This window comes from Psychrobacter sp. K31L, assembly GCF_017942195.1.
Lineage (GTDB): Bacteria > Pseudomonadota > Gammaproteobacteria > Pseudomonadales > Moraxellaceae > Psychrobacter > Psychrobacter glaciei.
In genome coordinates this window covers 405,883-423,706 of the sequence record NZ_JAGKSC010000003.1, presented here as the reverse complement: position 1 = coordinate 423,706, position 17,824 = coordinate 405,883, and the positions used below count along the sequence as shown (strand labels likewise).

The 17,824-nt window shown below is 43.7% G+C and carries 15 protein-coding genes; 4 read left to right on the top strand and 11 right to left on the bottom strand.

Going from position 1 to position 17,824, the window contains the following annotated elements; all coding sequences use genetic code 11:
- The first annotated feature begins 142 nt into the window (after positions 1 to 142).
- Positions 143 to 955, top strand: a complete 813-nt coding sequence (locus tag J5X94_RS07225) for an alpha/beta fold hydrolase (RefSeq protein ID WP_194620091.1) — start codon at positions 143 to 145, stop codon at positions 953 to 955.
- 112 nt (positions 956 to 1,067) lie between these two features.
- Here J5X94_RS07225 and J5X94_RS07220 read toward each other — a convergent pair whose 3' ends face one another.
- The 5 genes from J5X94_RS07220 to J5X94_RS07200 form a co-directional block, all read right to left on the bottom strand.
- Positions 1,068 to 2,159: an HpcH/HpaI aldolase/citrate lyase family protein gene (locus J5X94_RS07220; RefSeq protein WP_210540765.1), complete on the bottom strand. Its 1,092-nt coding sequence runs from the start codon at positions 2,157 to 2,159 to the stop codon at positions 1,068 to 1,070.
- 69 nt (positions 2,160 to 2,228) lie between these two features.
- Positions 2,229 to 3,440, bottom strand: a complete 1,212-nt coding sequence (locus J5X94_RS07215) for a cysteine protease StiP domain-containing protein (protein WP_210540764.1) — start codon at positions 3,438 to 3,440, stop codon at positions 2,229 to 2,231.
- Between the two features lie 32 nt (positions 3,441 to 3,472).
- Positions 3,473 to 4,297: an HAD hydrolase family protein gene (locus J5X94_RS07210; protein WP_210540763.1), complete on the bottom strand. Its 825-nt coding sequence runs from the start codon at positions 4,295 to 4,297 to the stop codon at positions 3,473 to 3,475.
- A 42-nt stretch (positions 4,298 to 4,339) separates the two neighbouring features.
- Positions 4,340 to 5,680, bottom strand: a complete 1,341-nt coding sequence (locus J5X94_RS07205; RefSeq protein ID WP_210540762.1) for a phosphoribosyltransferase domain-containing protein — start codon at positions 5,678 to 5,680, stop codon at positions 4,340 to 4,342.
- A 65-nt stretch (positions 5,681 to 5,745) separates the two neighbouring features.
- On the bottom strand, positions 5,746 to 6,978 hold the full coding sequence (locus J5X94_RS07200) for a S1 family peptidase (RefSeq protein ID WP_210540761.1): 1,233 nt from the start codon (positions 6,976 to 6,978) through the stop codon (positions 5,746 to 5,748).
- An 885-nt stretch (positions 6,979 to 7,863) separates the two neighbouring features.
- Here J5X94_RS07200 and J5X94_RS07195 point away from each other — a divergent pair.
- Together J5X94_RS07195 and J5X94_RS07190 are read left to right on the top strand one after the other, a co-directional pair.
- Positions 7,864 to 8,571, top strand: a complete 708-nt coding sequence (locus tag J5X94_RS07195) for a hypothetical protein (protein ID WP_189584478.1) — start codon at positions 7,864 to 7,866, stop codon at positions 8,569 to 8,571.
- A gap of 121 nt (positions 8,572 to 8,692) precedes the next feature.
- A complete protein-coding gene (locus J5X94_RS07190; RefSeq protein ID WP_210540760.1) occupies positions 8,693 to 9,433 on the top strand; it encodes an MHYT domain-containing protein in 741 nt (246 codons plus the stop codon).
- A gap of 236 nt (positions 9,434 to 9,669) precedes the next feature.
- Here the strand turns inward: J5X94_RS07190 and J5X94_RS07185 are convergent, their stop codons facing one another.
- Entirely contained in the window at positions 9,670 to 10,812 is a 1,143-nt protein-coding gene (locus J5X94_RS07185; protein WP_210540759.1) for an ATP-grasp domain-containing protein, read from the bottom strand.
- A gap of 804 nt (positions 10,813 to 11,616) precedes the next feature.
- Here J5X94_RS07185 and J5X94_RS07180 point away from each other — a divergent pair.
- The gene (locus J5X94_RS07180) at positions 11,617 to 12,921 is read left to right on the top strand and encodes a TerD family protein (protein ID WP_210540758.1); all 1,305 of its coding nucleotides are present in this window, start codon (positions 11,617 to 11,619) and stop codon (positions 12,919 to 12,921) included.
- 139 nt (positions 12,922 to 13,060) lie between these two features.
- Here J5X94_RS07180 and J5X94_RS07175 read toward each other — a convergent pair whose 3' ends face one another.
- The 5 genes from J5X94_RS07175 to J5X94_RS07155 form a co-directional block, all read right to left on the bottom strand.
- Complete coding sequence (locus J5X94_RS07175) at positions 13,061 to 13,669, bottom strand: TerD family protein (RefSeq protein WP_010199561.1); 609 nt, start codon at positions 13,667 to 13,669, stop codon at positions 13,061 to 13,063.
- Positions 13,670 to 13,838: 169 nt separating this feature from the next.
- Positions 13,839 to 14,591, bottom strand: a complete 753-nt coding sequence (locus J5X94_RS07170; protein ID WP_189584490.1) for a TIGR00266 family protein — start codon at positions 14,589 to 14,591, stop codon at positions 13,839 to 13,841.
- A gap of 222 nt (positions 14,592 to 14,813) precedes the next feature.
- On the bottom strand, positions 14,814 to 15,389 hold the full coding sequence (locus J5X94_RS07165; RefSeq protein ID WP_189584493.1) for a TerD family protein: 576 nt from the start codon (positions 15,387 to 15,389) through the stop codon (positions 14,814 to 14,816).
- Between the two features lie 480 nt (positions 15,390 to 15,869).
- Entirely contained in the window at positions 15,870 to 16,937 is a 1,068-nt protein-coding gene (locus J5X94_RS07160) for a DUF475 domain-containing protein (RefSeq protein ID WP_189584496.1), read from the bottom strand.
- Positions 16,938 to 17,231: 294 nt separating this feature from the next.
- Positions 17,232 to 17,807, bottom strand: coding sequence for a TerD family protein (locus J5X94_RS07155; protein ID WP_189584499.1), 576 nt, complete (start codon positions 17,805 to 17,807; stop codon positions 17,232 to 17,234).
- Positions 17,808 to 17,824 lie beyond the last annotated feature (17 nt).

Here is a 17,824-nt window from a genome sequence, read left to right as displayed (position 1 = left end):
TAACTGAGTGGCTGGTGAATTATGCTAAAAGAACAGTGGAAAAAGTAAAGTGTTAGAAAGACAGGGCTAAAAAGAAAAGACAGTCATACGCTTAGGGTCTGTTGAACATTAATTTTTTAATCGATTACACAAGGAAGTTGTTATGCCAAAGATAAAAATCAATAACGCCAATATCTATTACGAAGATAGCGCCCCAAACGATACGCAAAAACCAGTCATGGTCTTTGCTCATGGGCTACTTTGGAACACTAGAATCTATGACAAACAAGTCGAGCACTTTCAGGACAGCTATCGCTGCATCGCTTTTGACTTTCGCGGACAAGGTCAGTCGCAAATTACCAAAGATGGCTATGACATGGACACCTTGGCAGATGATGCTATTGGTCTACTAGCAGCACTCGATATAGACAGCTGTCATTATGTCGGTCTATCGATGGGCGGCTTCGTTGGACAACGCATCGCTATCAAAAAACCAGAGCTGTTAAACTCATTGACCCTAATAGATACTTCGGCTGATGCTGAAGACCCTGATAATATTCCTGGCTACAAAAAGCTTATTACGGCTATTCGCTGGTTGGGTATGAAAAGGGTGAGTAAAAAAGTCATGCCTATTATGTTTGGCAGCACTTTTTTGACAGACAAAGCCCGTAAAACCGATCAAAAAGAATGGTTGGCGATGCTCAACGGTAATCGCAAAGGTGGCGTCGTCAAAGCCACGATGGGAGTCATCGAACGTGACGCTGTCTATGATCAACTCGATAGCATCACGACGCCTACTTTAATCATCGTTGGTGATGAGGATGTCGCTACTCCTTACGACAAAGCTGAGCGTATGCATTTTGCCATCGATGGCTCTAAGCTTGCGATAATAAAAGGCTCTGGACATACTTCAACGGTAGAAGAGCCTGAACAGGTGAATAAAGTGCTGAGTCATTTTTTGACGAGCTGTGTATGATAAATACTGCTAACTCATAATAATAAAGACGCCGTTATCATTGATTTGATAACGGCGTCTTTGATTTTAATTCTAACTAAGCTAGAGCTCTAGGCGTGATGTGTAGCTAGAGCTACAGTCGCGATGCATAGTCACTATGACCATCATTGATGGTGCCGAATACGTCGGCACGATTGACGATTTCGGTCGCCCATGCACGATGCGTGGCAGGCTCTAGCATAGTGTTGTTGTATTTAAACACCGCTTTGGCTTCGCTATGCAATATGGCTTGCGCCTCATCTAACGTGCTCATCGGCACACAGTAGGCCTGCTGGACTAAAGCGATTTGGCTAGGATGAATGACTGTTTTGCCGACTAAGCCCAAGCTGACATCTCGGGTCAGCTCTTGCATAAACAGCGTTGGCTGATCTAAGTACTCAAAGACCGGCGCAGTGAGGTAAAAGCCATGCGGCACAAAGCAGCCAAGCAGCTGATAAACAAGAGTACCGATAGGGGTGTCATAGACAATACTGTTCTTAGGACGACGCAAGCGCAGCGCGGCAAACAAGTCATTGCCGCCGATACGTAGCGCAAAGACTGGCTGGCTAAAGGCTTCTTTAAAACCAATGGCCAGTTCTTGATTGTGATGCGGGTTAAATAGGGCCGCGGTCTCAAGCGTTGGCATGAGCAACTGATCGATGCTGAGATTCTGACAGGCCATCCGCCAGTCGGATAAGCTATACATATCGACTTTGGGCATGACGAAGCCGTCGATAAGATCTATATGAGTATAGTCTGCCAGTTGTTGCAACATCATCGGATTGCGCGGGCGTATAAAGACCAGTGGGCGCGTCGGATGCTGGTTTTTTTGCTCTGACTGCTGTTCTGATTGCTGCTCTGATTGAATGCCAGATTCTCTTGATGGATCATTGATACTATCGACGTGTATCGCCCAAGTATTGAGCAGGGTTTGCAGTCGTGTCAGTGCCAGCTCGACATCACTGTGACTAACGGCATCTTCTAGGCAGATAATAATGCTATTAATCGTTGGTAATTTATCACGCTTAATGACTTGCCAGATATCTTGGCGAGTAGCAGGCATATAAAGGCTTGCACCCAGCTGATATGGATGATGAGTACTGGGCTTGACCATCGCATGCCGTTCAGTGATGAGATGCGCATAAGACTGAGTATAGTTATAAAGGTTTGATTCGTTGTTTGACATAATTGGCATCGTAAATAGTGATAAATGAGTGGTTATACATGGTCATAACAGACAGCTTATATCGTTGATTCAACTGTCTTTGCTACGCTGCTTGATAAGAGTGATGGCTTGATAGGGTAGTATTTTATCACCTAATACACTGATATTGATATTTCGCTGCGCACATAAATGTCGCAACAATACAGTATCAGGATGCTCAGCAGTGGCTAATAGGATGCGCTCAGGGTCACGGCGCAATATCGCCCGTGTTGCCTCCGCAATCGTTGGCTTAATACGGTTACGATTGGTGATAGCGTAGTCCGCTGCTAGCTTATTGATTAATTCAGCAGTTTGGTAGCGCGGCTGCTGGTAAGTTGGCAAGCACTGTGGAGGCGTGCTCAATGAACGCCGTGCCGCATCAATATGATTGATAAATGCTAAGCTGTGATCTACCGCGACCAAATTATCATAAAAGACGCTGCGATGGAGACCTGATTGCGGCTCGGTATACAAGCTACGTGAAATCAAACCCGAGACGGTACTGTTTAGCAGTCCCGATGGTATCAACCAATCTTCTTCACTAGCCGACAGCCAAGCAACGCCAGCGGGATCAGCAAGTGTTAAGAGGGGTATGACGGTAGTGTTATTGACAGTGCCTTGATCAAAAGTATCTTGACCAAAAGTGCTTTGATGAAAAATATTGGCAAAATGTGCATGACTAGGGTCGCTAAAGGCTTCAAGACTCCGCGCCAATTCTTGATAAATGGCACCTTTTCCTGTCCAGCCATCGACGAATACTATCGGACTGTTTGGATAAGCATCCAGCAGCATTTGCAAAGCGACTGGATCAAGCCCGCGATCTCGAATGATGCTGATGCCATAATGCACACATGGCAATGTGTAGCTGCTATCGATATCTGTTAAAGCACGCTGCAATAATACCCCAATCGGCAAACCAGCTCGCACCAAGCTGACCAATACTAATGGGCGTTCAGCGTTAACCGCTTGCTCAAAAGTATTGTGCAATGTGTAAGCCAAGTTGGCAATATCAGTCGCAGTCCTCGTCGTGCCTTGCGTTAGTGCCTGAGAATATAGCTGCTCGTGCATCGCAGTTGGCGCGGCCTCTAAGGTCAGCATGTCTGAATAGTGCCGTTGCCCACTTTGGATCAGCGCTTCTTTTTGGCTAACAGGTACATTAGCGACCGCGTCTTTATCGACAATATCGAGGAGCACGGTCACATCGCTGGCAAGATAGCTGCCTGAGCCGTATTTCTCTAGTTTTTGAATATAAAGGTTAGTCATAGAAAGTTTTTTACTCGTATAAGCTGCTGTTGTTATAATTGTTGAGAACTAAGATGGTCATGTAGCTGACCATGGTTGGGCATACCGTACCAGTCCAATAGCTGTAGAAAAGGCAAGTCGGCTAAGCTATCACCAAAACCAAAACTGGGGCGCTGGCTGTCTAAATGATTCTCTAATAAAAACTGTACTGCATGGCGCTTGTGAACCGCATGCGGCAGTATCGCTAAGTTATTGGCATTCACATGGACATAAAAATCTTGATCAAAATTTGGTATGAGTGTGGGTAGCTGCTTGGCTAAATCGGCTAATGCTTGATGATCTTTTTGCGCGTGTTTAATCGCCAAATAAATAGTGAGTTCACTGTCAATAAAAACATCGCTATGTGGGGTAAGTTTTAAGCCATTATTAGCCCCAACGTCTTCTTGATTATGATTACCAATCAAGTCAGTCAACTGCTTTAGTTTGCCTTGTAATGGTGCAAGCTGCTCATGCATGTATTGCTGCCATGCGCTTAACAACTCACCCTCAGCCGTTAAAATAATCGCGCCATGAGTTAAGACTTGCCAACTGTAAAAAGGCAATTTAACACGTTTGATTTCATCACGGTCACGTGCCGTCACTACTATCAATTCGGTACTAGCCAATAGCCAATTAAAGAGCGAGGCTTGGCGCTGACTCATAAAGCTTAACGGTTCGCCTTGCTTATTGACCGTGGCGCAGACCAAATTTTCAGGTTCAGTAGTGGGCAAATCCCATGCGTCGATTTTACGCTGGGTTTGAAATAAGGTATCGTCCAAATCCATAAGTGTGTAAGGTTTAATAATGTCGGGGTTGGCTTGGAAAAATGGCGTAGTCATAGAAACGTCCGTAAATCATGGGTTTGAAAATCATTGAATAACTTACAGCGTAGGACTCACCACCAGTACATTATCTAAATTTTGCCACAGGTCATCAACACTATTGCTTGAGGTTTCCACACACAATACGATCAAGTCCCAATCACTAGGCTCAACGTTATAAGCAAAGTTGGTCATACCAAGCCCATAATTATCGCCAAAGCTCAGCATCGTCGTAATCGCACCACCAAGCGCAATCGGTGAGCGGGTCAACGCACTAAAGTTAACGATAGCACCTGTGTCTGAATCTGGCTTCTGAGCCGCTGCCTCAAGCCATTCCGCCAATAAAAACGGTAACCAAACAAACTCATTGCTACCCAATACCAAGATTCTTTTTGGCAACTGAGTAACATCAAAGCTTTTTTGATCATTAAAACCTTCTTGATCATTAAAGCTTTCTTGGTCATTAAAGCGTGCAAATGCAGCCTGAAAACTTGAAAGATACTTATCAAACCCCTCTGTACTGTCTAGCGTTGGAAAACGCCCCCAGTTGCCTGTATGACCAAGCGCTTGACTACCAGCTGCGGTGGTATCGACCGATGGCATCGTGATGGGTTCAGGATTGGGTGCATCTGTCCATTGCCATGCGCCAGACAGTAAGTGATGACGATGAAACTCAATACCTGTCAAACGATCCGCCATACGCGCAGGCTTGGTGTCCTCTGTCTGCTTGTTCGTGTTTTTTTGATCCAATGACCAATCCACCAAAGTGGTGAGATGTACTTGCTTTAATTGTGTCAGCCCTGCATTGCGTAAGGCAGTGACGACATTGACGCATGTATTACCCGTTGATGCCTCATCATCGACCATAATCAGCGTTTTACTGGCCAGTAACTGCTCTTGAGTGACCTTATCAGAGCTTTGATAAATCAAATGCTGGCTGGCATGACTGTGGTCTTCACAAAAAGTCGTCAGTAAAGAGTTGGCACCATTAGGATCACTATTTTCATCATGTTGCGCATGACGAGTAGAGTTCAATAGTAGCGCTTGAGGATAGCGCGTTTGTAATGCTTGATGGACACTAGCAGATAGACCGACAGCGGTCTCTGCCATACCAATGACCAAAATTGGCGTTGGCAATTCATTAGGCACTAGGTTTGCCAAATCCGTAAAAGCATGTCGCATGGTACTGGGCGCGACTGGAATATGGCGACCTAGCACTTTTGAGACAAATAAAAATGCACGTTTGGGATTAATGCGCTGAGCAAAGCCAAGCAAGTCTTTTAATTGATAGCTATCGCCTTTTTCTGAATCAAGGTTACTCACGACCATATTCGTTTGATAAGTGAGATCAAGCGTACCGCGTGGTAGCGCGATGGTGGTACTTTGTTGCTTGTTTGACATTCATATTCCTTAACACACTCTGTTGAAGTGGCTATTTTTATATTAACTTGATTTTTTTAGATATTTTAACCTTGACAGCCCACCAGCCAAAGCGCCCCGCGACTTTGTTTACTGAGTTGCGGGGTAGTCAGTGGAGCAGTTGTGGCGTTAGATCCGTGAGCAGCGCTATCCAAACTGATACCAGCGCTCGCAAGTAGGGCAGATAATAACTGAAATTTTACCGCATAGTTCATATTTTGTGCATGTTCATGGACGAGGCTGGCAGTCACCATGCCGATGACCTCGCCTGTTGGCAGTAACAGTGGACTGCCACTAGAGCCGGGCTGAATTGGTGCGGTAAATTGCATGTAACGAATGTCATCGCTTAAGCCTGTTAGTCCTGAAATACAGCCCTGCGTGACTTGTAGTTGACTACTCAGTCCTGATAGCGGGAAGCCCAAAGTGGTGATAGTCTCGCCCAAAATATCCGAACACTGCTGCGCCAATGGCAGGTGGCAAGGTAAAGGGTCGCTCACTCTAATAATGGCTGAATCGCTACCGATATCACTGAGTACCACTTGCGCCTCACGGTCAGGCTGACCCTGCTGGCGTACACCAATCATCGCCGCCGATTCAATGACATGATAACAAGTCAGCAGGTGATACTCATCAATCGCAAAAGCCGTACCTGTCCATGTTTCACCAGCTTGGACTTGGCGAGGCGTGCGAGTGTCACTATTGGGAGAACCACGCTGCTGCTGCTGTGCCTCTTGAATGAGTGCATGAGTATTTGGCGGACGAATATCGAGACTGACTTGCACTCTTTGCTCAAGGCTTGCCAGTCCTTGGGTCGAGCTTTCACCGAGCGCTCGACATTTAAACTGCCCATTGCGTTTATAAATCTCAAACACGATTGCGGCTTTGACATGGCGCTCGCTTGCTAGGAAATCATAGTGAATAGCGCCACCGTTTAACGTCAAACTTACCTTGTGTAATTCGACAGCGGGTAAATTAAGTGTTGGCTCTTGATAAGTATAAGCGATTAGTTGTAAGAAGCTAACCCCTTGCACATCAAATAAGTCAGGTAAATCAAGCTGCCATTCGCGTGGCGTATCGCTATTGTCCAGCTTTGCCCAGTCTTTAGGCTCGTGCAAATAGGCGGGACTACAGACCGCTTTGCGCTGCTCATTTAGAGGTAGCCATAATAGTCCAAGTTGCTGCCCAAACCTAAGCGAATCTGAGGTCGTAAATTCAACAGTACAGCGTTCTTGAGTGATCACTGTGTTTGCGCCTAACACTAATGTGGTCTGTGCTGTCATCGTATGTATCCTAATTGATATTTTCGTGTAGTCGTACTCGCGCGGAGGCTTTATTCGTATGACTGCGATAGAAACCATATTTAGCTATGCTAAGAATTTAACTCAGATGTTATATCAGTGATTTTAGAAAAATGAATATGCTATGGGGTAAAGAAAAATTAATATGCTATGAGGTAAATAGTAAGTGAAAAGCATAGCATCAGTTTAAAGTAAAAAACGTGTACTCGTCACAATGTTTTGCTGACAAGCTTTCGCTATTAATAAGAATGATAGAAGCTACAGAAAATCTATTAATAACGTCACATGGTTTTAATATGATTCGATAGAAACTCTATTGAGTTGAGTAAAACCTTATCTAAATCATGGCTTTAAAGAAATGAGATATCTATAAATTAGTAAACTTATATTCTGTATTATGCCTTGAGCCATCTATCGGATAATGTCACCACCTATCGGACAATGGCTTGTAAAGTATTGCTAGACCATAAGAATATCGTGATAATGCGATAAAAATTCATTACTGTTTAGAAACCTTACTGTAGCCTACTGCTCGTAAAGAGATTTCAAAAGTAACCCCGTATCTGAGACCACCGTTCCTGTCTTATTTTAGCGCTCACTTTTTATTTTTAAATATACAAAAAGCTAAGAATTGCATAGCTGCGAGTAATGCTGTGTTTGATAACTATGCCTATAAATCTAGCAGTTATTACAAGTAAGACGGTTTAGTCACTCTATGTTTAATCGCATAGTTAGAAAAGAATTTTACATATTGCCTTCCCATCATATTTATACGACATAACAGTTAACGAGATAGAAGCTCGCTGTCTGATTTATACAAATGGTTTGGTATAAAAGCTTAGCAGTATTTTAGAAAAGGAATGACTTTTGAAATTTTCTTGTGCATTAGAGACGTCTTCTGAACGCATTCGTTTGGTTAATGTTATTTCACCACTTATCAAAGCAGGTTATCAGCTCGTCTCCCAGAGACAAGAATCATCAGGCAGTGGTGGCAACATCATTCATGTGATTGCGAGAAGTATAGGCGCTAAGACGCAAGCGGATTTGATCGACGACTTGTCCTCTATTGATGGTTGTACCTTGTTTAAACTCGAAATTGATGAAGAAGATATTTCCTCATCAGCACCTGTGCAAACAGGCGAGGATGAAAAAACGACGTTAGCCGCTATTGGTGCTCAATACCCCAAAATAACAGATATCGTCAGCCAATACGAGGCCAGCTTGCCTAGCGATCAGCGTGCTACTGCACTGCATCAGTTAGGACGAAAGGTTGGCGGTGGTATTTATCAACGTGATTATTCACTTGGTAGTCCGCTAAAAATGCCAACGACAATCAGCCGAGAACTCGTACCAGCCTTGAAAGGGTTTTGTAAGGTCAAAGCGAAGAATAACGTGGTTTCTTTAATTAAATGTCCATTCTGTAAGTCATCAGACAGCAATCATTCAGGATGTCATTTTGTCATCGGTTATATCGAAGGATTTTTGGCGAGTAATCCTGCTATAGAGACAGTCCAAGTTGAGGAAACCAGCTGCGGTGCTGGTAGTACCAATATTTGTGAATTTACCATCGGGTAAACAAAATGAATCATAGACGACTCAATGTCTATATAAAACAATAGTGAGCGCATGGCGTATAAGGGCTTATTCAAGTCTACGCTAAAAGGCTCAATTCTCATTAAATACAAAAGGCGAAAAAATGATTGAAGTTGAATATAACCTGCTTTTGGTGTTGGTTTCATATGCCATCGCAGTGTTCGGCTCTTATGTGGGTCTAAATCTTGCCATTCGAGTGCCATCTGCTAAGCCAGGATCAGACCTATATTTTTGGGTCGCGCTATCTTCGATTGCCATTGGTGGTGCTATTTGGTCAATGCATTATATTGGTATGATGGCAGTCGATATGAAAATGCCAGTTACCTATAATCTGGGCATGACAATTGTTTCGATGCTGCTTGCGGTTGGTTTTGTGGCTATTGGTATCATGATCGTAGGGCGCGGTGCGTCTAGCATGAGTAAGTTGATTGGCGGTGGTGTCTTGACTGGACTTGGCGTTGCAGCCATGCACTATACTGGTATGGCTTCAATGCAGATGGAAGCTACGATGTCATACAATACTCCACTTCTGATCATCTCAGTGGTTATTGCCATTGTAGCTGCTATCGCGGCATTATGGTTGGCATTTAACCTACGCGGTACCTTACAGCGCTTCGGTAGTGCGTTCATTATGGGTCTTGCCGTTTGTGGTATGCACTATACTGGTATGGCGGCTATGGAGATGGATGCTACTAACCATATGATGTCTATGAGTTATACGCATGATAGTGCAATCTCTTCAGCGATCATTATTTTTATTGGCTCAGCGATCGTATTGAGCTTGTTATGGGTTCTTGCATCTAAGAATGCCCCTAAGAAAGCAACGCTAGTATTTGGCGAGTAATTCTCAGCCGTTGTTTTTCATCGTTAATGTACGATGTAAACAGTAAAAAAAGGTTTTTAGATTGCTATCTAAAAACCTTTTTTGTGCTTGACGATCTCGATTATCAATGAGGCTTATAGTCGATTCAACTTAAAAGTAGTACAAGGCAACCGAGTGTAGATGTATATGTGATACTTCAAGCGAGGTTAACGCTGTAATACTTTTATAGTGGAATGACTATATCCTCACTTAGCAAGTTACTCAGCGTCTGTCTCTTCAATTTTGACGCTCATCATCAGCGAGCGCACCTGGCAAGGCTTAATTTTTTGAGCAATGTCCTCTAACTGTGGCTTTGCCGTTAATCCTAGCCAATAAGCAAATCCGACTTGTGTGAGATCGATACCGCTATGCACTGTATAACCGATGCCGCCAGAAGGACGACTGTTAATCTCAAGGACACGGTGTTGACCGTCATCATCTGCCTTGGTCTGTACGCTGACGATACCATCGCAACCAAAGGCTTTAATTAATGGAATCACCACATCCATAACGTCCTGCTCGTAGCCGACATGCTGGATTTTGCCAGTTTTATGACGAGTAACGGCTGCCAATACTTCACCATATTCACAGACAACATCGATAGAATACTCTTGCCCTGATAAGTAAGGCATCAGCAGCATCGGAATAGGGCGCTCATGTACCATTTGGCTATGAGTATAGGCATTCACAAACTGCGCGGTATTGATTTTTTTCTCTTCGGTAAAGTATAAATGCTCAAAGCTATCGTAATGCTCGCCATCGTCTTTGGCCAGATCCAGCCGCCAAAAGCCTTGTGCAAAAATACCAGTGACCGGTTTGACGCATAAAGGCTGATGACCATGCTCGCTAAGTAAAGCTTCAAGCTCAGCAGTATTGTCAAAGCGCCAAGCGTCTGCCACCGGAATGTTATGGGCATGGCACTGCTGCATAAAGGCAAATTTATCATCGATACACTCTAATGCTGCGACGCTGGTTGCTCCTGTCAATAATCGAATGCCAGCAGCACTAAATGCCTCACGCTGCGCTTCATAGTCGATACCATTACGACCAGTCAGCAATACTTTTACGTTGTGTTGTTTGGCTTGCTCTAAGACAAATTGCCAGCGCGGTGTGACGGGTTCAGGTATGATTTGCTCATCACTGTCGAGTAGGGTTTTGGATGGCTCAATATATGTGCTGTCGGCAAACTCAAAAATTTCAGGTCTGTCATGGCGGTGTGACGCTATAACATTAAAGGGCGATTGCGCTTGTGCTTTTAGGGCTTGCAGGCTGGCTAACATATCACGCTGGCTAGACTGACCTTCTGCCAACCAAGCGGCAACGGGGGTCATAGAAAGGCTATCGTTAGCAAGGTTACTCATAATTCTCTCAGCATCATTATCAATGTTATAGGTAAGTGTTATAGGTATTAGATAACCGGGTGTGATTGTCGCACGTTTCTTATCAAGATGGTCAATACTCATCCGTTGCCAAAAAAGCCACGCTGCGCCGTCATTTATAGCAAAGTCTATTATATAGAAATGCTACGCTCTAGGGCGTGTCCTCATTTAAAAAATGGCGATAAAAATGAGATAGGTTGCAGTCAGGCAAGGAAAATAACGCAGATGATATCGAGATATTAGTCAGCTATAGTCAGAGCACTTTTAAACCGCTACGGTGTTATCCGTCCTAGATGTACTCAGTGTACTATCTGCGGTCGGTCGCCTTGTAGCGATTCTAAAATTGTTTGACATTGTTTGGCAAGATTTAACCCATTTAAATAACGATCGATTGAATTGAGAGCACGCCTTAGTGTGCTGATTAAAAATCTGACATTATCCATGCTACTATACGACGATAGTGAACATAAAAAACACTAGGGCGTGTTGAATATTCACAAATAGGCACTGCTGATCGCTAAAACTGCTCCAAACAAGGCGTAAAACGACGGTAATGCTAATGCCTTAACTAGGTTTACAACGCAGTATGGGGCAGTTTTAGCATCAGCTCTAATATCAACAGAGGGAGACAGGACTATTTTTTGCCACTTCATTGTTAAAAAAAGACGCTTAGAATAACTAAACTTACTGTTTTTAACGTCGAACTGTCTAAAAAATAGTCTCTGTCAGTGCCATGGTTGAATGTTCAACACGCCCTAATATAATAAATAACTCAAAGGACATATGATGAGCCAGAACCAACCTCAAAAACTGATTGCTGGTGCCAATGCGCCACTACCGACGGACAATATTAGTATTCGCATTTTAAGTCAAAATGCCATCGATTGTGCTGCTTATCGTCTGACCACTGACGGTAAAGTGCGCGGTGATGGCGATATGATATTTTATGGGCAGACGCGTAGTGATGACGGCAATGTCAGCTTCCGAGGTCACGATAGTGACGGATTTTTTGATATTAATTTAGCAGCGCAACCGACGAATATTGATAAAATTGCCTTGGCATTTTCTAGCGCGCAAGCCTTGGCGCAAATCGGTGATGTTGATATCCAAGTATTACAAGGCAGTCAAGTGCTGATGACTTGTCAGCTTAGTAGTGCTGGGCGTAATGAAAAAGCCATTATCCTTGCAGAATGCTATCGTCGGCAGGGCAGCTGGAAGTTTCGCTTTATTGCCCAAGGTTTTGAAGGCGGTCTGAAGCCGTTGTCTGAGCATTTCGGCGTTGAAATTGCCGACGAAGCACCAGCTCAGTCCTCATCTCAAAATAGCAATCAGGCTCAAAATCAAAACCAGTCACAGGGTCAATCTCAACCTATCAATACTCAACGTCCAATCAATACGCAAAAGGCGGGCAGTGCCTCTCAAGCAAGTACGCCGCCACCGATTCCAGCCAGCCCTTCGATCAATTTAAGCAAAATCACCTTAACCAAAAACCAATCCAGTATCAACCTTAAGAAGCGCGATGACTTTGGCAAAATCTCTGTCAACCTAAACTGGAACCAACGTCCAGATATGGATAAGCAAGCACCGAAAAAAGGCTTGTTGGGTGATCTGTTCAAGCAGCATAAAGCGGGCGGTATTGACCTTGACGTAGGGGCAATGATTCATCTAAAAAATGGCGAAAAAACCCTGATTCAAGCCTTAGGTAATCGCTTTGGCAGTTTGCAATCAGCACCTTACGTTTGTCTGCGCGCCGACGATAGGACAGGACAAGTGAGTGGCGGTGAGTGGCTCGATATCAATGGTCAGCAGTGGTCGCAAATTGAGGAAGTATTTATCTTTGCCTTCATCTACGAAGGTGCGCCGAACTGGGCAAAAACGGATGGGGTAGTGACCATTCATGTGCCCGATCAGTCGCCGATTGAGACGCGCTTAACAGAAGGCACAGGCAACTTGCCAATGTGTGCCATTGCGCGTTTGGTCAATCAACAAGGCAGTATCAACGTTGAACGTATTAACCAGTACTTTAAAGGCCATCAAGAAATGGATAAAGCCTTTAATTGGGGCTTTAGCTGGAAACGTGGTAGTAAGTAAGTGCTTGAATAGCACCCCTTAATACAAAAAATCAGCCCGTCTATTATCAATAGACGGGCTGATTGCTTTTGAGCGTTAACGTTTTAAAATGCTGATTTTCAAGCGCTACGAGCAAAAACTATTTAGACTTTATAAGCCATTAAGCATGTGGCGTAATAGCAGGCATCAAATCATGGAAAGTACGACCTGAAGCGGTTTCGCCAATGGCATGCATTTTCCATTCATTATTATGGCGATAGACTTTTGCCATCACCATCGCTGTATGACTGCCTTGCGCTGATAGGTTATAGCGTGCGACCTCTTGGTTATTATTGGCGTTCACAATACGGCAAAAGGCGTTTTCTACTGTTTCAAACGTCTGTCCAGTAAAGCTATTGACGGTAAATACCAGCGAGACGACATTAGCAGGGATTCTTGAAAGATCGACGTTGATAACTTCGTCATCGCCATCGCCATCGCCAGTACGGTTGTCGCCTGTATGTACAATGCTGCCATCTTTTGATTTGAGCTGGCTGAACCAAATGGCATCGACTGCCTGCTTGTTGCTATCGAACATGATGCACGAAGCATCCAAATCGATAGAATCGCCGCCGCTACCGCCGCCAAATAATTTGCCTAAGAAGCCACCTTTTTTCTCTTGCGGTCCTTGTGCTACGTCCCAACCTAGACCCAATTTTACTTGAGTCAGATCGCCGCCGGCTTCTTTGCTTAGGGATATTTTTTGTCCCTTTTGTAAACTAACTGCCATGATAAAATCCTTATATCACTCTCAAAATTACGATTAGCTGTGTCAAACTCGCTTAGTCTACAAGGCGTAGTACTTGCACTCATTTTCCTTACTAATCAAATTTTTGTACATGATATTATAATAATTGTGGGTGATAAATTGTCTTGAAAAATTGTCTTGAAAAACTAAGCTATAAAATATTATCTAAAAAACCACCACCGCCGCCACGACCTCCGGAGCTACTGCCCAAGATGCTTTGTAGCCAGCCTTGATAGCTGTCACGATTGCGTGAGCAGATAATGACTTTACCATTGCCTGAGAAGTTCAACACCATGCCTTCGCCACTAGTGACTGAATTTATGATGCTGCTCATGATACCTTTCTTCTTGCTGGTTGAGACCGACAGCTTGTACTCAAGATTCGAGTCCCAACAGACTACATGACCATTATCGATGATGACGTCTTTTTCTGGGGTGACATCAATCTCAAACAACGAGCCAAAGCCAGATACCACGACCTGACCTTGACCTTGCGTCTGCATAACCATAAAGCCACCAGTATCACCAAACACTGCGCCGCCAAGGTTACGCTGAATATTGGCTCTGATATCGACACCCGTTTGTGCAGCGACGAAAGCGCCATCGCTCAAGGTATATTGCTGATTACCGACATCAATGATTTGCATATCACCATCTAAGGTTGGCGCAAGCAAACAATCGCCTTCACCATTCACCGCTTCAATCTGCTGCTGAAACAATGATTCATCGTTCGCAAAACGGCGCATCAATGATTGCATGAGGCCACCTTGCAACTTACCTTTAAGCTCAAGATTGGATTCCATCATGACCATCGCATTGGCTTCACAATAGATCGAGTCGCCTTTTTTGAGATTGCAATGTAAAAAAGGCTCAATGGTACCGATTAAGCTAAACGTTGCGGCCATGGGGTGTAAATCCTTATTCTAATACAGTTGAAATATGCTTTTTTAATGCGACATCTGTGATTCTAAATCGTTAACTTGATTGATTTTAGAGACGCTATTAAATTTAAAGCCATCAAATGCTTTAAAAGGGCACACTTGATGGCTTATGTAGATAGCCGACAATCAGGTGTCTGACTGCCGCTATTAACTGTTTGAGTGATTAACGTTGCTATTAATAAACGTCTAAACGTTGACGCCATAAGAGCCGGCTAATGGTCCAAGACCACCGCTGAAGCCTTGACCAACGGCGCGGAATTTCCAATCACCGCTGTGACGATACAACTCGCCAAAGATCATCGCAGTTTCAGTGCTACCATCTTCTGATAGGTCATAACGAGCGATTTCAGTATCGCCATTGTCGTTTACGACACGGATATAGGCTTCGCCTACTTGACCGAAGTTTTGGTTACGGCTTTGACCTTCATAAATGATGGCACAAATAGCAACTTTGCTGACATCAGCAGGGATACTAGCAAGGTTGATTTTGATTTTTTCATCATCGCCATCGCCTTCACCAGTGCGGTTATCGCCAGTATGCTCAACCGCGCCATTGTCTGATTTTAAGTTATTGAAGAAGATAAAATCTTGGTCGTTACGAACCTTACCTGCTTCATTGACCAAGAAGCCAATCGCATCCAAGTCAAATTCTTGACCGTCAGTGGCGCGTGGATCCCAGCCAAGACCGACCGTGATATTGGTCAAACCTGGTGCTTCTTTTGATAAGTTTACGTTGCCGCCTTTTGTTAAGCTAATAGCCATATAGATATCCTTTAGATTAATAATTAAGTGGATTGGGTTGTGAAATAAATGAACTAAAATTATGCAGTGACTGATATATGTGGGTAAATCATAAAAAAACTACCTGTATGCCATACCCTGCATATCATTACGTTTTACTATACTAAGCGTTTGCTCACTAAGCAAGGCGTATTTTGTGCGCTTACCAGATGATTACTAAGGGACATATCAGTGCTGCAACTCTGATACTTTTTAACAAACCTAGTAACAGTGGTTAAGATATTGTTATCGCAAAGTATTTTATGAGTCTTCAGAAGTTGGCTAAAGGCTCAGATAATAAGCAGCTGAAAAACTTTGTAAAAGTTGCATGCCGTAAATAAAAAATGCTCATAAACGAAAACAGGTTATACCAACATCTTGATATAACCTGTCATTAAAACGTATTATGCTAAACAAAACGTATTATGTTTGATGCTTACTACGCTTCAAACTCACTGTTTATCAGTTGAGAGATTTTGCTTCTTGTTTGCGATAATTGAGTGAGGCCACAAACGCCCAACCAATAAAGGCAATACCGATAAGACCAGTGATAATTTCTGGTACATGAAACTTCACCGATAACAGCATGATAATGGCTAAAGCACCGATGGCGTAATGCGCACCATGCTCAAGATAGACAAACTCATCAAGCGTGCCTTTATCGACTAAGAAAATCGTCATCGAACGCACGAACATTGCACCGATTGCAAGACCGAGCATAATAACAATAACGTCATTGGTAATTGCAAATGCGCCAATTACGCCATCGAAACTGAAAGAAGCATCAAGGACTTCTAAGTACAAGAAGCCAATAATACCGCCTTTCATAATCGCGCTGGTCGCCGCAGCGCCCGAGCCATTTTCTCCGTTTTCTAGATCTTCTTCCAGATCACCTTCAAGCATACCAGAGACTACCTGTACGCCAAGGTAAACTAAGATACCCCAAACACCCGCAATCAAAACGGCAGAAGCTTGTTCAGCGGTGGCCCAAGATACTGAAATCATCAAGACAATAAGCGCAACGAAGACGCTCATGGCATCCACTTTGCCTAGCTTCGCAAGACGGCTCTCAAGCCAGTCAAACCAATGCACTTCTTTTTCATCGAATATAAAGTTTAAGAAGACCAGTAGTAAGAAAATACCACCAAATGCTGAAATTTCAGCATGATGTGCCATTAGTCTTGCTGAGTATTCTTTAGGATCATTCAATGCCAAATCTATAACTTGCATCATACCAAGGTCAGCGGTAACCGCGACGATGACAATGGGGAATACCAAGCGCATACCAAATACGGCGATTAAAATACCAACCGTTAAAAATATCTTTTTCCAAAATTCGTCCCAGCCCTTTAGGACTGAGGCATTGACCACTGCGTTATCAAAAGACAACGAGATTTCCATAACGGCCAAAATAGCAGTAATCGAGAGAGTGGAAATCATACCACCCATACCGCCATGCGAATATCCCCACCATGCCGCGACCGCTAAGGCAATGGCCGTGAAGATAAAGTCTAAATAAAAATGTCTCATGACACATCCTGTCTAGTTGCGTAAAGCTAAGGTTGTCTATTATAGACACAGCACAAAAAAGCGGTTATCGCTAACCACTTTTTTATGCATAATTCTAAACGAAACATAAAGCATTATTGGTCGTTTAGCTATCAATAATTGTGGCTATTTTGCAACTAAAAGTACGTTATTCATTAGCTTATTCAGAACTCTACAAAGCTACTTAGCATAGCTAACTAATAAAGGTACTTTGAATGCTAGTTTTAGCAGTGCTTATCACCCCAATTGTGATAATGATATCATCTAAACACGGGTTTAGATATCGACGCCGTATTGCTGGCACATGGCTTGCAAGCCGCCAGAATAGCCTTGACCAACGGCGCGGAATTTCCATTCGCCGTTATGACGATAGACTTCACCAAATACCATTGCGGTCTCAACAGAGTAGTCTTCTGCCAAATCAAAACGTACCACTTCGGTGCCAGTATCTTCATTGACGACACGGATGAAAGCGTTGGCTACTTGCCCAAAGTTTTGGCTGCGAGCTGCCGCATCGTGAATGGTGACAGTGACGACGATTTTATCGACATCGGCAGGTACTTGGGTTAGGTTTACTTTGACGACTTCATCATCACCATCACCTTCGCCAGTACGGTTGTCACCAGTATGCTCAACCGCGCCATTGTCAGATTTGAGCTGGTTGTAAAAGATAAAGTCATGATCGCCGCGCACTTTGCCAGCAGTGTTTAATAAAAATACGCTGGCATCAAGGTCGAACTCGGCACCAGAAGTAGCACGCTCATCCCAGCCAAGACCGATAAGTAGCTTGGTTAAATTTGGGTCAGTTTTGGTTAGCGATAAATTACCGCCTTTATTAAGTGATAATGCCATGAGATTGTCCTTGTTGT

Bases quoted from the DNA above. Each gene is read 5' to 3' on its own strand.
- J5X94_RS07180 (WP_210540758.1), top strand. From the start codon at position 11,617: ATGAGCCAGAACCAACCTCAAAAACTGATTGCTGGTGCCAATGCGCCA.
- J5X94_RS07205 (WP_210540762.1), bottom strand. From the start codon at position 5,680: ATGTCAAACAAGCAACAAAGTACCACCATCGCGCTACCACGCGGTACG.
- J5X94_RS07170 (WP_189584490.1), bottom strand. From the start codon at position 14,591: ATGGCCGCAACGTTTAGCTTAATCGGTACCATTGAGCCTTTTTTACAT.
- J5X94_RS07160 (WP_189584496.1), bottom strand. From the start codon at position 16,937: ATGAGACATTTTTATTTAGACTTTATCTTCACGGCCATTGCCTTAGCG.
- J5X94_RS07215 (WP_210540764.1), bottom strand. From the start codon at position 3,440: ATGACTAACCTTTATATTCAAAAACTAGAGAAATACGGCTCAGGCAGC.
- J5X94_RS07175 (WP_010199561.1), bottom strand. From the start codon at position 13,669: ATGGCAGTTAGTTTACAAAAGGGACAAAAAATATCCCTAAGCAAAGAA.
- J5X94_RS07155 (WP_189584499.1), bottom strand. From the start codon at position 17,807: ATGGCATTATCACTTAATAAAGGCGGTAATTTATCGCTAACCAAAACT.
- J5X94_RS07210 (WP_210540763.1), bottom strand. From the start codon at position 4,297: ATGACTACGCCATTTTTCCAAGCCAACCCCGACATTATTAAACCTTAC.
- J5X94_RS07225 (WP_194620091.1), top strand. From the start codon at position 143: ATGCCAAAGATAAAAATCAATAACGCCAATATCTATTACGAAGATAGC.
- J5X94_RS07185 (WP_210540759.1), bottom strand. From the start codon at position 10,812: ATGAGTAACCTTGCTAACGATAGCCTTTCTATGACCCCCGTTGCCGCT.
- J5X94_RS07220 (WP_210540765.1), bottom strand. From the start codon at position 2,159: ATGTCAAACAACGAATCAAACCTTTATAACTATACTCAGTCTTATGCG.
- J5X94_RS07200 (WP_210540761.1), bottom strand. From the start codon at position 6,978: ATGACAGCACAGACCACATTAGTGTTAGGCGCAAACACAGTGATCACT.
- J5X94_RS07190 (WP_210540760.1), top strand. From the start codon at position 8,693: ATGATTGAAGTTGAATATAACCTGCTTTTGGTGTTGGTTTCATATGCC.
- J5X94_RS07165 (WP_189584493.1), bottom strand. From the start codon at position 15,389: ATGGCTATTAGCTTAACAAAAGGCGGCAACGTAAACTTATCAAAAGAA.